General features: G+C 70.9%; 11 protein-coding genes and 1 pseudogene. 8 read left to right on the top strand and 4 right to left on the bottom strand.

The window, feature by feature from the left end; translation table 11 throughout:
- The first annotated feature begins 5 nt into the window (after window positions 1-5).
- Both ACIBJH_RS08975 and ACIBJH_RS08970 read left to right on the top strand, forming a co-directional pair.
- On the top strand, window positions 6-977 hold the full coding sequence (locus ACIBJH_RS08975) for an enoyl-CoA hydratase/isomerase family protein (protein ID WP_399116156.1): 972 nt from the start codon (window positions 6-8) through the stop codon (window positions 975-977).
- On the top strand, window positions 974-3,340 hold the full coding sequence (locus ACIBJH_RS08970) for a CoA transferase (protein ID WP_399116155.1): 2,367 nt from the start codon (window positions 974-976) through the stop codon (window positions 3,338-3,340). Before ACIBJH_RS08975 ends, ACIBJH_RS08970 begins: the two co-directional genes overlap by 4 nt.
- 35 nt (window positions 3,341-3,375) lie before the next feature.
- Here ACIBJH_RS08970 and ACIBJH_RS08965 read toward each other — a convergent pair whose 3' ends face one another.
- On the bottom strand, window positions 3,376-4,854 hold the full coding sequence (locus ACIBJH_RS08965) for a serine/threonine-protein kinase (RefSeq protein WP_399116154.1): 1,479 nt from the start codon (window positions 4,852-4,854) through the stop codon (window positions 3,376-3,378).
- Window positions 4,855-5,140: 286 nt separating this feature from the next.
- Here ACIBJH_RS08965 and ACIBJH_RS08960 point away from each other — a divergent pair, with 286 nt between their 5' ends.
- From ACIBJH_RS08960 to ACIBJH_RS08950, 3 genes are all read left to right on the top strand, one after another.
- Window positions 5,141-7,378: an MMPL family transporter gene (locus tag ACIBJH_RS08960; RefSeq protein ID WP_399116153.1), complete on the top strand. Its 2,238-nt coding sequence runs from the start codon at window positions 5,141-5,143 to the stop codon at window positions 7,376-7,378.
- Between the two features lie 143 nt (window positions 7,379-7,521).
- Window positions 7,522-8,823: a sensor histidine kinase gene (locus ACIBJH_RS08955; RefSeq protein WP_399116387.1), complete on the top strand. Its 1,302-nt coding sequence runs from the start codon at window positions 7,522-7,524 to the stop codon at window positions 8,821-8,823.
- Window positions 8,820-9,476: a response regulator transcription factor gene (locus tag ACIBJH_RS08950; protein ID WP_019068012.1), complete on the top strand. Its 657-nt coding sequence runs from the start codon at window positions 8,820-8,822 to the stop codon at window positions 9,474-9,476. Before ACIBJH_RS08955 ends, ACIBJH_RS08950 begins: the two co-directional genes overlap by 4 nt.
- 11 nt (window positions 9,477-9,487) lie before the next feature.
- Here the strand turns inward: ACIBJH_RS08950 and ACIBJH_RS08945 are convergent, their stop codons facing one another.
- Window positions 9,488-10,270: an alpha/beta fold hydrolase gene (locus ACIBJH_RS08945; RefSeq protein ID WP_399116152.1), complete on the bottom strand. Its 783-nt coding sequence runs from the start codon at window positions 10,268-10,270 to the stop codon at window positions 9,488-9,490.
- A gap of 170 nt (window positions 10,271-10,440) precedes the next feature.
- Here ACIBJH_RS08945 and ACIBJH_RS08940 point away from each other — a divergent pair, with 170 nt between their 5' ends.
- A complete protein-coding gene (locus ACIBJH_RS08940; RefSeq protein ID WP_399116151.1) occupies window positions 10,441-11,064 on the top strand; it encodes a hypothetical protein in 624 nt (207 codons plus the stop codon).
- Between the two features lie 12 nt (window positions 11,065-11,076).
- On the opposite strand, the gene ACIBJH_RS08935 is transcribed toward ACIBJH_RS08940, so the two are convergent.
- Together ACIBJH_RS08935 and ACIBJH_RS08930 are read right to left on the bottom strand one after the other, a co-directional pair.
- The gene (locus ACIBJH_RS08935) at window positions 11,077-11,199 is read right to left on the bottom strand and encodes a hypothetical protein (RefSeq protein ID WP_399116395.1); all 123 of its coding nucleotides are present in this window, start codon (window positions 11,197-11,199) and stop codon (window positions 11,077-11,079) included.
- Window positions 11,200-11,211: 12 nt separating this feature from the next.
- Window positions 11,212-11,388, bottom strand: a pseudogene (locus ACIBJH_RS08930) (hypothetical protein); the annotation flags it as partial.
- A gap of 140 nt (window positions 11,389-11,528) precedes the next feature.
- On the opposite strand from ACIBJH_RS08930, the gene ACIBJH_RS08925 reads away from it, so the two are divergent.
- Together ACIBJH_RS08925 and ACIBJH_RS08920 are read left to right on the top strand one after the other, a co-directional pair.
- The gene (locus tag ACIBJH_RS08925; RefSeq protein ID WP_399116150.1) at window positions 11,529-12,680 is read left to right on the top strand and encodes a LacI family DNA-binding transcriptional regulator; all 1,152 of its coding nucleotides are present in this window, start codon (window positions 11,529-11,531) and stop codon (window positions 12,678-12,680) included.
- Between the two features lie 355 nt (window positions 12,681-13,035).
- A complete protein-coding gene (locus tag ACIBJH_RS08920) occupies window positions 13,036-14,433 on the top strand; it encodes an ABC transporter substrate-binding protein (protein WP_399116149.1) in 1,398 nt (465 codons plus the stop codon).
- Window positions 14,434-14,459 lie beyond the last annotated feature (26 nt).

The raw sequence follows: 14,459 nt of genomic DNA, 5'->3' as shown, positions 1-14,459 counted from the left end.
CCTACATGGCTGACAGCTCGCGTCCCTCGGCGGAGGAGATCATCCGCTACGAGAAGGACCCCAGGACGAAGATCGCCACCCTCACTCTGGACCGGCCCGACGCCCTCAACGCACCGACCGCGGCGGCCCGGCTGCGCTTCGGCGACCTGCTGCACCGCGCCAATGTCGACGACGAGGTGAAGGTCCTGGTGATCCGGGGCATCGGCGACGACCTGGGCTCGGGCGCCGACATCACGGAAACCATGGAGATGCACGCCGCGCCGACCGCCGGCCCCCTCCTGTCGGAGCTGGGGCTCGACGAGGAGGACGACGTCCGCTATCCCCCGAAGGGCTCCTACCGCTACGGCGGCACCCCCGCGCAGTGGTACGCGAACCCCGGAGCCGGCTGCCGGAGCCTCCAGGACTTCAAGAAGATCAGCATCCTGGAGGTCAAGGGCTACTGCTACGGCTGGCACTTCTACCAGGCGGCCGACGCCGACCTGGTGATCTCCGCCGACGACGCCCTCTTCGGCCACCCCTCCTTCCGCTACGTCGGCTGGGCACCGCGGATGTGGACCTGGGCGCAGACGATGGGCATGCGGAAGTTCCAGGAGATGGTGTTCACCGGGAGGCCCTTCACGGCCCTGGAGATGTACGAGTGCAACTTCCTCAACAGCGTCGTCCCCCGGGGCGAGTTGGAGAAGGAGGTGGAGAAGTACGCGCTGGCCTGCGCACGGAACCGGCCGACCGACACGGTGTTCATGCAGAAGGTCTTCTTCGAGATCTTCAAACAGCACCAGGGCGAGTACATGGGCTCTCTGCTCACCGGTCTCTTCGAGTCGGTCGGGGGGATGGCCCGGGCCGACGGCGACGACCTGATGCTCGACGAGGAGACGGTCAACGGCGGCGTACCCAACGCCGTCAGGAACAACGACGACCGTTTCCCGCCGGACTTCCGGCTCAGCAGGTCGGGCCGCGAACGAAGGGGCGACTCTTGAGCCACGCTCCGGCCGAACTCCCGCTCGGCAACTGCCTGGTGGTGGACCTGTCCACGGGAATCCCGGGCGCCTACTGCACCAAGCTGCTCGCCGACGGCGGCGCGGAGGTCGTCAAGGTCGAACCTCCGCAGGGCGATCCGCTACGACGGTGGTCGGCATCCGGTGCGACGCTCCAACCCGGCGACGACGGGGCCTTGTTCAGCTTCCTGGCCTGCTCGAAGGAGAGTGTGGTCGGCGATCCGGAGCTGGTGCGCGGACTCCTGGAGACCGCGGACGTCGCGGTGTGGTCGCCGGGCTCGCCGCTGTCACCGCAGGAGATCCACCGGGCCCACCCCCATCTCGTCGTCACGTCGATCACGCCGTTCGGCCTTGAGGGACCGTGGCGGGACCGGGCGGCCACCGAGTTCACGCTGCAGGCCTGGTCCGGCGGCATCGTCGGCCTGGGGCGCGGCGCCCCCGACCGGGCGCCGGTCCACGTGGGAGGTCAGGTCGGTGACTGGGTCTCGGGGGCGTACGCCGCCGCCGCGACCATGGCCGTACGACTGCGCGCGCCCGGCACCGGCGAACTGGTCGACCTCTCCATGCTCGAAGCGCATGTCCTGTCCCTGACCTATCACCCGGTGACGTTCCGGGACATGCTGGACCGGCCGTGGCAGCAGACCCGCAGGCTGAACATGCCGGGCGTGGCCACCGCCAAGGACGGACTCGTGGCGCTGGGGTGTGCGACGGCCCAGCAGTTCTTCGACCTCTGCGCGATGGTCGGCCACCCGGAGTGGATCGACGAGAAGAACCCGGTCTCGATCGGCGCACGGACCACCGAGGCGGCCCCGGTGATCCAGGAGTGGATCGCCGCCCGGACGGTCGCGGAGATCCGCGAGCTGGCCACGGCGTTCCGCATCCCCAACTCCGCGGTGGTCAACGGCGCCAACGCCCCGGCCATGGACCACTTCGAAGCACGCCGGAGCTTCCTGCCCAACCCGCGCGACGGCTTCCTCCAGCCGACTCCGCCCTTCCGTCTGGAGCCCGCCCGGCTACGGCCGCCGGGACCGCCCCCGCACCTCGGCGAGCACACCGAGAGCCGCCGTGGCGCGGCGCGTCGGGCGACCGGGAAGCAGGACACCGGACTGGCCTTCGACGGCCTGCGGGTCCTCGACATGACCGCCTTCTGGGCCGGCCCCTCGTGCACGCACGTGCTCGCCCTGCTCGGGGCCGAGGTGATCCACCTGGAATCCACTTCGCGGCCGGACGGGACCCGGCTGATCGCGGGCGTACCGCCGACCGTGGACCAGTGGTGGGAACGGTCGCCGATCTTCGCGGGCCTCAACAGCGACAAGAAGAGCCTGACCATCGACTTCCGCACCGAGCGGGGACGGGACCTGCTGCGCCGGCTGATCCCGACCTGCGATGTGATCGTCGAGAACTACACCCCGCGCGTTCTGGACCAACTAGGCCTGGACTACGAGGCGGTACGGGCCCTGCGCCCCGACATGGTCATGGTCCGCATGCCCGGCTTCGGCCTCGACGGACCGTGGCGCGACAACGCCGCGTTCGCCTTCGTCATCGAGGACGCGTCGGGGCTGACCTGGCTCACCGGCCATCCGGAGCGCAATCCGGTCGAGCCGTACTCGATCGGTGATCCGAACGCCGGCGTCCACGCGCTGAACGGTCTGCTGCTGGCCCTGGAGCACCGGCGCCGCACCGGCGAGGGAGTGCTGGTCGAGGCGGCCATGGTCGACGCGGCCCTCAACGTGGCCGCCGAGCAGGTCATCGAGTACTCGGCCTACGGCGCGCTGCTGGAGCGGGCCGGGAACCGGGGGCCCTGTGCGGCCCCGCAGAACCTCTATCTCACCGCGGACACCGACGAGTTCGGCCGGGAGGACTCCTGGGTGGCGATCGCCGTGGCCACCGACGAACAGTGGGAGGCGTTGCGCGACGCCCTCGACCGCCCCGGCTGGGCGTCGGCCCCCGAGTTGTCCACCGCCGAGGGACGGCGTGCGCATCATGACGCCCTCGACGCACAACTCGCCGCCTGGTGCCGTGAGCGCGGCGCGGACGAGATCGTCGACCGTCTCTGGCCGGCCGGTGTCCCGGTGGGCAAGGTGCTGCAGCCGCACCGGCAGGCCGAGTTGGAGCAGTTGCGGTTCCGCGGCTTCTTCGAGGAGATCGACCACCCCGTGGCAGGCCGGGCCCGCTACAGCACTTTCCCGGCCCGGCTCTCCCGAAGCACCGGCCCCCGCACCACTCGCCCGGCGCCCCTGCTCGGACAGCACAACCACGAGCTGCTGACCGAACTCGGGCTGACCGCACGGGAGATCACCGCACTGGAGGCGGACGGGGTCATCGGCCGGGCGCCGACCCGCTAGTCCTCCGCGCCGAACACCCGGAGTGAGCCCGCGAGTTACGACGCGCTCGTCACGAAGCCGTCCCTGACCTTGTCGAAGACGGGGCGGTAGGTGTCCCACTTCGCGTCCGGGGCCGAGAGGTAGATGTCGTACTCGCGGTCGCCCTCCTCGCCGAAGCCGAGGTCGATGGCGCGGAACACCCGGACCCGGCCCTGGAAGGTGAACTCCCAGATCGCGGCGGGCTGTTCGCGGAAGGTGGTCTGCTGCATACGGAGTCGGCGATAGGTGGGGTAGTTGACCTTGGTGTTGGCCTCCATGTCCGCGAAGTGCGTGCTGGGGTTGGGTCCCGCCGGGTCCACGACGCCGATGGTCAGCCCGGCCAGGCCCGTCTCGTCGGTGTAGGTGACGCTCTCCGCCGACCGCTTGCCGGCCTTCCAGTCGTCCGGCACCGGGAAGGAGACGCCGAGCTGCTGCTCCCGGACGAGGTGGTAGCCGTCCGGGACGGGAGACGTGGAGGGCGTGGTCGTGGCTCGGGTCGTCGCGTGCCCGGGTGGCGATGTCGATGTCCCGTGCAGCACGAACGCCGTGGCCGCCGCGGCGAGGGCGAGCACCCCCGCGATGATCCCCTTGCGGCCCCGGCGGCGCCCGCGACCCGTGTCTCCCGTCGGCTCCATGGTCGTCAACTCGGCGGCGGGCGGCGGCAGTTCGGCCGTCACCTCTCCCCACCACGCGGTCTGCAGGGCACGCTCGGTCTGTTGAGCCGTCGGCCGCTCGTCGGGCTCCTTGATCAGGAGTGCCTCGATCAGCGGCTCCAGGGGGCCGGCCTGCTTCATGGGTTCGAGGGGGTCGACGGCGATGGCGTAGGCGGTCTCCATCGCGGTGGCCCGGCGGAACGGCGGACGGCCCTCGACGGCCTGGTAGAGCGTGGCGCCCAGGGCCCACAGGTCGGAGGCGGTGCCAGGAGTGAGGCCCCGGATCCGCTCCGGGGCCATGTAGTGGATGGAGCCGACCATCTCGCCGGTCTTCGTCAGGGTCGAGGCCCCGTCCGTCATGGCGATGCCGAAGTCGGTGAGGACGGTCCGGTCGCCGGTGCCGAGCAGGACGTTGCCGGGCTTGACGTCCCGGTGCAGGACACCGGCCGCGTGGGCCGCGCGCAGGGCGGCGACCGTGTCCAGGCCGATCCGGGCCGCCTCCTCGTGCGGGAGGGTCCGGCCGTCCTTGAGGAGGTCGGCGAGCGTGGGGCCGGGGACGTACTCCATGACGATGCAGGGGCGGCCGTCGTCGTCGACGACGTCATGGACGACGATCACGTTCGGGTGCTGGATCCGGGCGGCGCTGCGGGCCTCGCGGCGGGTGCGCTCGTAGAGGGTGGCGAGTTCGTCGGCGGAGAGTTCCGGCCGCGCGTGGAGCCGTTTGATCGCGACCTGACGGCCGAGGACCTCGTCGTCGGCGCGCCAGACGGTGCCCATGCCGCCGCGGCCGATCTGCTCGGTCAGCCGGTAGCGCCCGGCGATGCGACGCCCTTCGTCCGACACGGTGTCCTCCGCCGGTTCTGTCCCTGTTCGATTCGCCTGGTCACCATAACCGGCTCTTGTCCCGGATCGTGTGGGGCGGATCACGGCACCCGCCCGGGCCGGAGGGCCGCCCACCTCGACTGGAGGGTGGAGAGGGCCTAGTACCCCGGTACTAGTCACCCCGGCCGTTTTCACTTCCCCGGTGCTGCGGAGGGGAGGAAAGGCGCTCCTAGCGTGAAGTCGTGGGTCGCGAAGGCCCTCCTTTTCCTCTCGAACCTCTTTCTCTCGAACCTGGTGGGAGTACTCCGTGGCCACCTTCCTCTACCGACTGGGCCGGTTCTCGTTCCGGCGCCGACGGCTCGTCCTGATGCTGTGGATCGCCGTCCTGGCGGCCGTCGGGATCGGCGCGGCGAGCGTGTCGTCGAACTCGTCCGACAGCTTCACCCTGCCCGGCACGCAGTCGCAGAAGGCGATCGACCTGCTGGGCAAGGAGTTCCCGCAGGCGTCGGCCGCCGGCGCCACCGCCCGCGTGGTGTTCGAGGCACCCGACGGGCAGCAGCTGAAGTCCGGCGCGAACAAGACCGAGATCGAGTCGCTGATCGCCGACCTCAAGAAGGCGCCCCAGGTCGCGAACGTCAGCGACCCGTACCAGAGCGGTCTGATCAGCGAGTCCGGCACCATCACCTACGCCCAGGTCACCTACAAGGTCACCCAGCCCGACGTCACCGACGCGGCCCGCGACGCGCTGCACTCCGTGGCCGACAAGGGCGAGAAGGCCGGCCTCGCGGTCAGCCTGGGCGGCAACGCCGTACAGGAGAAGGCGGGCGGCGGCGCGGCCGAGCTGATCGGTCTGCTGATCGCCGCCGTGGCGCTGGTCATCACGTTCGGGTCGATGCTCGCGGCCGGGCTGCCGCTGCTGACGGCGATCTTCGGGGTCGGGGCGGCGGTGGCCGCCATCACGGTCGCGAGCGCGTTCTTCGACCTCAGCTCGGCCGCCACGACCTTGGCGCTGATGCTGGGTCTCGCGGTGGCCATCGACTACGCCCTGTTCATCGTCTCCCGCTACCGCAGCGAGATCCGGGAGGGTCACGAGCCGGAGGAGGCGGCGGGCCGCGCGCTGGGCACCGCCGGTTCCGCGGTGGTGTTCGCCGGTCTCACGGTCGTCATCGCCCTGGTCGGTCTGAGCATCATCGGTATCAGCATGCTGACCACGATGGGCCTGGGCGCAGCCTTCTCGGTCGTCGTCGCCGTACTGATCGCGCTGACCCTGCTGCCCGCGATGCTGGGCTTCGCCGGGATGCGGATCATGGGCAGCCGGTTCACCTCCCGACGGATGCGCGCCCTCCAGGAGCGCGGCGAGGGCGAGACGACGGGCGTGCGCTGGGCCCGGTTCGTGACCCGCAACCCGGTGAAGATGCTGCTCGTCTCGGTCGTCGGGCTCGGCGTCCTGGCCATACCCGCCCTGTCGATGCGGCTGTCCCTGCCCGACGACAGCATGTCCGCGCCCGGCACCAGCGAGCGCATCGCCTACGACACCATCACCAAGGGCTTCGGGGACGGTTACAACGGCCCGCTCACGGTGGTCGTCGACGGTCGGGGCAGCAGCGACGCCAAGACGGCCGCGCAGGACACGGTCACCGAACTGGGCAAGCTGTCGGACGTCGCCGCCGTACGCCCGGCGGTGTTCAACCAGAGCGGCGACGTGGCCCTGATCTCCGTCGTCCCGAAGAGCTCCCCCAGCAGTCAGGACACCGTCGACCTGGTCTCCCAGATCCGCGATCGGGGCCCGGCGCTGAAGTCCGACACCGGTTCCGAGCTGATGGTGACCGGCACGACCGCGCTGAACATCGACGTGTCCAGCAAGCTCAGCAGCGCCCTGATCCCCTACCTCGGTGTGGTCGTCGGCCTGGCCCTGATCCTGCTGCTCCTGGTGTTCCGCTCGATCCTGGTCCCGCTCAAGGCCGCCCTCGGCTTCCTGCTCAGCGTGGTCGCCACGCTCGGTGTGGTGGTCGCGGTGTTCCAGTGGGGCTGGCTGGCCGACCTGTTCGGCGTCGACCAGACCTCGCCGATCGTGAGCGTGCTGCCGATCTTCATGATCGGCGTGGTGTTCGGACTCGCCATGGACTACGAGGTGTTCCTGGTGACCCGGATGCGCGAGGCGTACGTCCACGGGGCCGAGCCCACCGAGGCCGTGATCGCGGGCTTCCGGCACAGCGCCCGGGTGGTCACGGCCGCCGCGGTCATCATGATCTCGGTGTTCGCCGGGTTCCTGCTCGACGACGTGGCGCTGATCAAGTCGATCGGGCTGGGCCTCGCCTCCGCCGTCCTGTTCGACGCGTTCGTCGTCCGCATGACGCTCGTACCGGCGGTCATGGCCCTGCTCGGCCGCCGCGCCTGGGCGCTGCCCGGCCGGCTCGACCGGATCCTGCCCAACGTGGACGTCGAGGGCGAACGGCTGCGCCACCTGCTGGCCGAGACCCCGGACGACGCGTCCGGCAGCCCGGACCGGCCACCCGTGTCGCCCGTCACCACCGGGAAGCGCTGAGGCAGCGGCCGTACGATCCACACCAGGACGCCGGTCCGGGGCCTTCCCCGGCCGCACCGTCCCCGCCCGCCGGTCCCCTCCCCCCGGGACCGGCGGGCGGCCCGCCTGCACCATGGAGGGTGTATCCCGTGACCTCACCACCGATGACGGCCCGGTCCCTCATGCCGGAGAGCCTGATGGGAGGGGCCCGGCTGGGCGACTCCGAGTACCGCGCGGTCGTCGGGCTGCTCACCTGGCTGGGGCGGGTGCGGCAGGCCGACACGGCCCATCCGCGGGTGAGGCTGTGGGGTGTGCCGGCCTGCTACGCGCTGGCCGGGATTCCGGGCCTGGTGCGGGCCGCCCACGACTCCGTCCCGGCCTTCGTGCTGATGCTGGCGGTGACCGCCGGGTTCACCGTGCCGCTGCTGTGGCGCAGGCAGCGGCCTGTGCTGGTGTTCGCCGCCCTGGTCGTCCTCTCCCAGGTGTGCCTCGCCCTGGGGGTGGACTCAGGATCGAGCGCCACCCAACTGGTGGCGCTGCTCAATCTGGGACGCTACGGGGCTCCGAGCCAGCTGGCCGTCGGCGTCGTGTACAACCTCCTGCAGACGTTCGTGTCGATCGTCTTCTTCAACAGCCTCAAGTCGTCGGATCAACAGGCCAGTACCCCGGTGCTGGCGTTCCTGGCCGTGGTCGCCGTCCTGTCGATGGCCGCGCTCGGCCTGGCCGGAAAACTCGTGAACGCCTACATCGAGGCCCTCAAGGACCACGCCGTCCGTCTTGAGGTGGAGCGCGACCAGCGGGCCCGGCTGGCCGCCGCCGGTGAACGCGCCCGGGTGGCACGGGAAATGCACGACATCCTCGGCCACACCCTCGCCGTGATCGTCGGCCTGGCGGGCGGCGCCGCCGGGCTCGCCGAGAGCAAACCCAAGCGGGGCGCGGACACGCTGCGGATCATCGCGGAGAGCGGACGCGGCGCCCTGGCGGAACTGCGCAGACTGCTCGCCGTCATCCACGAGGACGAACCCGACGACACCCCGTTCGCGCCCCAGCCCGGACTGTCCGACCTCGGTCCCCTGATGGAGCGGGTCCGGGCCGCGGGCCCGGCCGCCGCCCTGCGCCTCAAGGGCGAACTCACCGGTCTCCCCCAGGGACTTCAGCTCGCCGTCTACCGCATCGTGCAGGAAGCCCTCACCAACACGCTCAAGCACGCGGCACCGGACACGACCGTCGAGGTCACGGTCGCGGCCGACCCCGAGGCCGTGCACGTCACCGTCGAGGACACCGGCCCGCGGCTGACCTCCGGCACCGACGAGCAGGGCAAGGGCCTGGTCGGCATGCGCGAACGGGCCGCGCTCTACGGCGGACAGGTCGCCGCGGGCCCCAACTCCCAAGGCGGCTGGACCGTCCGCGCCCTCCTCCTGCCCACCTCGACCGCCCCCGACCTCATGGAGAAGCACCCGGCATGACCACCGTCCTCATCGTCGACGACCAGGCATTGCAGCGCCTCGGCTTCAGCATGCTGATCGAGCAGTATCCCGACCTGAGCACGGTCGGCGAGGCCACGCACGGCGTCGAGGCGGTCCGGCTGACGGCCGAACTCCGCCCCGACGTGGTCCTGATGGACGTACGGATGCCCGGCATGGACGGCATCGAGGCCACGCGCCGCATCGTGCAGTCCGGGGGCCGTTCCCGCGTCCTCGTCCTGACCACCTTCGACCTCGACGAGTACGCGTACGCCGCGCTGCGCGCCGGGGCCAGCGGTTTCCTCCTCAAGGACGCGCTGCCCGAGGAACTGGTCGCGGGCATCCGCGCGGTGGCCGCCGGGGACGCGGTCATCTCGCCCGGTCTGACGCGCAAGCTCATCGACGCCTTCGGCGACCGGATGCCCGGCCGCACCCCCGAGCAGGACCGCCGGCTCGACACCCTCACCGACCGCGAGCGCGAGGTCCTCACCGTCATGGCCTCGGGCTGGAGCAACACCGAGATCGCCGAGCGTCTCTGTCTCGCCGAGTCCACCGTCAAGTCCCACGTCAGCCGCATCCTCGCCAAGATCGGCGCCCGGGACCGGGTCCAGGCGGTGATCTTCGCGTACGACGCGGGACTGGTACGGCCGGCCTGAGTTCTGGTTCCTCAGCCCGTCGGTGCGATCACGAACTTGCCGAGGAGCGCGGTGAGTTCGGCCGGTTTCTCCACGGGCAGCTCATGACCGGCGTCGACGATCCGGACGACCGCGTCGGGGTACGCGTTCGCCATCCGCAGCATCTGGGAGAGCGGCAACTGGATGTCGTGGTAGCCGTGCACGATGAGCGTGGACGCGGTGATCTCGTGGACCCGGTCCAGGACGTCGAAGGCACGCATCGCGCCGTAGCAGGTCATGACGACCTCGCGGGGCGTGGCGGCGGAGGCCTCGATGTACTGGCGGATCTCGTCCTTGGGGTAGCCGGGCGCGAAGGCGCGCTGGATGTTGGCGGCGACGAACAGCTTGAACGGCAGCAGCGTGGACACCGCGAGCAGCACACCGCGCGCCCAGCTGTACGTCATGCGGCTGATCGAGTCGACCAGCACCATCCGCTCGACCCGCTCGGGGTGCGCGAGGGCCAGGGTCTGCGCGATCATCCCGCCCATGGAGTGCCCGACCGGCACGAAGCGGTCGACCTCCAGGTGGTCGAGCAGCGCGACGACGTCCGCGGCCAACGCGTCGACGGTCCGCGACCCCGCCCCCGTGCTCTCGCCGTGCCCGCGCAAGTCGAGCCGTACGACCCGCCGTTCGGCCGAGAAGTGCGCGAACTGGTCGTCCCAGCGGTGCCGGTTGGCCGTCCAGCCGTGAATGAACACCAGCGGCACGTCGGCTCCGTCACGGGGGCCTTCGTCGTCGTACACGAGTACCGCGCCGTCGACTTCGAGTTTCGGCATGGGTGTCTCCTGGGGTACGGCAGCCGTCCGCCGGTCGGCGTCACGGTCGTTGACCGGGATGGTCGGGATCCTGCCCTGAACACAAGGGAGTTGCCGTCCCCGACCGTGATCCGCAACGAGATCGAGATCGACGAGGGGCGGCCACGAGCAGCGTGCCGCAGACTACTCGGGTGATCGTTCTGCAGCCGGTCCTGGAAACGCGCGCCCGTGACGGCTTCGCCCTCTGGCCCGTCGCCGAGTCCGCGCCGTACGGCTTCCTGCCGCTCCATGGCGGGCTCACGCCGAAGGAGGTGGGTGCGGCGGTGATGCACATCGCCGACGGCAACACCGCCGCGCCCGAGAGCGACACCGACCCGCTCGGCACCTTCCTGCACGGACTGCTCACGATGGACGACCCCTTCGCGTCCGGCGGCCTGCGGATCACGGACACGGCGACCGGCACCGCGCTGCTGCCCGGCTGCTGCAACGGGCTGGACGAGCGCCGTGACTGGTGGGAGGTGGTCGACGGCGACGGCTGGGCCTCCTTCGGGCACGACCCCTCTCCCGTCGCCGAACGCCACGGCGACCTCGTCCGGCTGACCGTCGACGCCGAGGACGACGGCAGTCCCGTGATCGAAGTGCCCGTCGCCGAGCTGCGCGGCCTGCTCGCCGGCGCGGAGCGCGATCTGGCCGACTTCCTCCAACTGGCCGCCGCCTGGGCCCCTTTGCACCTGTCGGGACACGCCGTCCCCGTCGTCCGGGCCCTCGGCCGCGCGCTGGACCTGCCCGCTGCGGTACCACCGGCGAGCCCGTAGCGCGCAGGCCGCCTAGGCCGCGATCTGTTCGGGTGCCGTCAGTACGGCTGTGGCGTCGGACAGGTCGAGGACGAGGTCGGCCAGGGCGGCGGTCGTGGGCTCGTCCAGGACGAGTACGGGTGCGGTGCGCAGCATGGCGCGGGCCAGGGCGATCCTGCGGCGCTGACCGCCGGAGAGATTGTCCCCGTGCTTGCCGACCGGTGTCGTAGCCCTCGGGCAGCGCGCTGACGAATCCGTGCGCGTCGGCCGCGACGGCGGCGGCGAGCACCTCGCTGTCGGCGGTGTCCGGGCGGCCGTAGTTGCCGAGGGGCCTCCTCGGCGCACTCCGTCTTCTGTCGTGCGGCACCTGCCCCGAAGTTACGGATACGTTCCGGACTCTTGACGACAGCCGTATGACTGCGTAGACATGACAGCGCAGACATGACTGCGCAGCCAGACGGAGAAACCGGCCATCGGGAGACACCATGACGCGAGGGACAGGGCGCGGCGGGAACACCGCGGCTCCGCGCAGCGTGGACGTCGCGCGCCTCGCCGGGGTCTCCCAGAAGACGGTGTCGCGGGTCTTCAACGACGAGCAGTACGTCTCCGCCGATGTCCGCCGGCGCGTTCTCGAAGCCGCAGAGGAGCTCGGCTACCGGCGCAACAACGCCGCCCGGGCACTGGCCTCCGGACGCACCCGCTCGATCGGCGTCGTGACGCTGGGGACGGCGCTGTACGGTCCGGCCTCGCTGCTCATGGGGGTCGAGCGGGTCGTCCGGGACACCGGCTACGCGCTGCGTGTGGTCAACACGATGGAAGGCGACCCGGCGGGCATGGCCGGTGCCGTGGACTCGCTCCTCGATCAGGGCGTGGACGGCATCGTCATCTCCGAACCGATCGAGGAGGAGGGCATGCCCGGTGACGACGGAAGTGCCGCTCCCCGTCTGAACGTTCCGATCCTCGTCCTCGGCGCACCCTCGCCGGTCTCCGCGCCGCTGGTGCTGACCGCGGGCGACGGCGCCGACCTGATGGCCCACACCGCCACCGAACATCTCCTGGAACTCGGCCATATGACGGTCCATCACCTCGCGGGCCCACAACGGTGGTACGCGGCGCGGGACCGTCTCGACGGCTGGCGGGCCGCCCTGACCGCCCACGGCAGGGTCGTACCGCCGCCCGTCGAGGGCGACTGGTCGGCCGCGTCCGGGTACCTGGCGGGACGCCGACTGGCCGAGGACAGTGGGGTCACCGCGGTGTTCGCCGCCAACGACGACATGGCGATCGGACTGATCCGCGCGCTGACGGAGGCCGGACTGCGCGTCCCCGAGGACGTCAGTGTGGTCGGCTTCGACGACATCCCGGTCGCCGCCTATGTGACTCCCCCGCTGACCACGGTGCGCCAGCCGTTCGACGCCGTGGCCCAGGAAGGGCTCAAGCGTCTGGTGCACGCCATCGAGAACCCGAACGCGGCTCCTTTACCGTCGAGCCCCCCGCCGGTCGACCTCATCATCCGTACCTCGACCGCGCCGCCACCCGGCCGGACGACCCCGGCCCGCGGCAGACGTACCACCGTCCGTTCCCGCGGGGGCGCGCGCAGCGCTCCGCTGTCGAACGGAGGACCGGCCACCCACCAGTGACGACGCCGGTCAGCCCGGACAGCACGAACGCACGGCCGGTGCGTGACCAGAGGACGAGCCGCAGGTCCCGGTCACCCCCCGTCCCTCCGAACGCCCTTGCCAGGCAAGGCCGTTCCTGAAGCCGACAGACGGCGAGCCGCCTCGCCCACCGTCTCCGTCGCCGGCTCACCACCTTCTTCTTCGGCCACGACCTCCCTCTCCGCATCGGGAGCAGTCGTCGGCCCGGTCCACGAGGACGCGTGCCCGACCCCGTCGGCGCGCGTGCCTCGGCCGGCGCGTCCGCGCCCTCCTCCATCACGCATCCGCACGCCCTTGCCAGGCGTGCCGTCAACTTCGCCACCGGCGGGAGTTCACCATGCCCAGAAACACCTCTTCGTCCACGCCCGGCCCCTTCTCGATGAGCCGTCGGGGTTTCCTCGCCACGACCGGGGCCCTGTCGCTCGGCGTCACTCTCACCGCCTGCGGCGGCAGCGGCTCCGGCGGCTCGACCGCGTCCAGCAAGCCGGTCAGCCAGGCCGACATCGACAAGGCCATGAAGACGCCGACCGAGCTGACGTTCTGGACCTGGGTCCCGAACATCGACAAGGAGGTCGCGCTCTTCGAGAAGAAGTACCCGGCGGTCAAGATCAAGGTCGTCAACGCCGGTCAGGGCACCCCGCAGTACACCAAGCTGCGCACCGCGCTCAAGGCGAACAGCGGCGCCCCGGACATGGTGCAGATCGAGTACCAGGCCATCCCGACCTTCACCATCACCGACAGCCTCCTCGACCTGCGTCCCTACGGCGCCTCGGCCCTCAAGTCGACGTTCGTGGACTGGACTTGGGGCCAGGTCACCGGCAGCGGCGGCCAGATCTGGGCGATCCCGCAGGACACCGGCCCGATGGGCATGCTGTACCGCAAGGACATCTTCGACAAGCACGGCATCGAAGTCCCCACCACCTGGGACGAGTTCGCCGCGGCGGCCCGTAAGCTGCACAAGGCCGACCCGGACGTCTACCTCACCAACCTCGCCGCCAACCAAGTCGCCGCCTGGCACGGCCTGTTGTGGCAGGCGGGCGCCAAGCCCTACGCGCTGTCCGGCAAGAGCGACATCACCATCGGCGTGGACGACGCCGTCTCCCAGAAGCTCGGCGACTACTGGGGCGGACTCGCCAAGGAGGGCGTCATCGGCGTGGAGCCGGACTTCACCGACTCCTGGTACGCGGCCCTCAACAAGGGCAAGTACGCGACCTGGCTGACCGCCGCCTGGGGCCCGGTCTTCCTCTCCGGCTCCGCCAAGGCCACCGCGGGCAAGTGGCGCGCGGCCCCGCTCCCGCAGTGGGACGCGGCCAAGCCCAGCTCCGGCAACTGGGGCGGCTCGACCACCGCGGTCATCCGCTCCACCAAGAACCCCATCCAGGCGGCGGTGTTCGCCCAGTTCCTCAACACCGACCCGGCCAGCGCCAAGATGTTCGCCACCGAGCAGTTCTTCTTCCCGGCGACCAAGGCCCTGCTCACGGAGGCCGACTTCGTGTCGGACGCGCCGACCTTCTACGGCGGCCAGAAGGTCAACCAGGTCTTCGCCGACATCAGCTCCACGGTCAACTCCTCCTTCCAGTGGCCCCCGTTCCTCGACCAGGCGGCGACCGACTGGACCGAGACCGTCGGCAAGTCCCTCGCCGACAAGACGAACACCGTGCGCGCGCTGGGCAGTTGGCAGTCGCGGCTCACCACGTACGCCAAGACCCAGGGCTTCACGGTCCACTCGGCCTGACGGTGCACCGGGTCCCGCGCGGCGGC

It is taken from the genome of Streptomyces sp. NPDC050548 (assembly GCF_044457385.1).
In the GTDB taxonomy this organism is placed as follows: Bacteria; Actinomycetota; Actinomycetes; order Streptomycetales; family Streptomycetaceae; genus Streptomyces.
The sequence above is the reverse complement of the archived record's forward strand: the minus strand, read 5'-3'. Positions and strand labels throughout refer to the sequence as shown.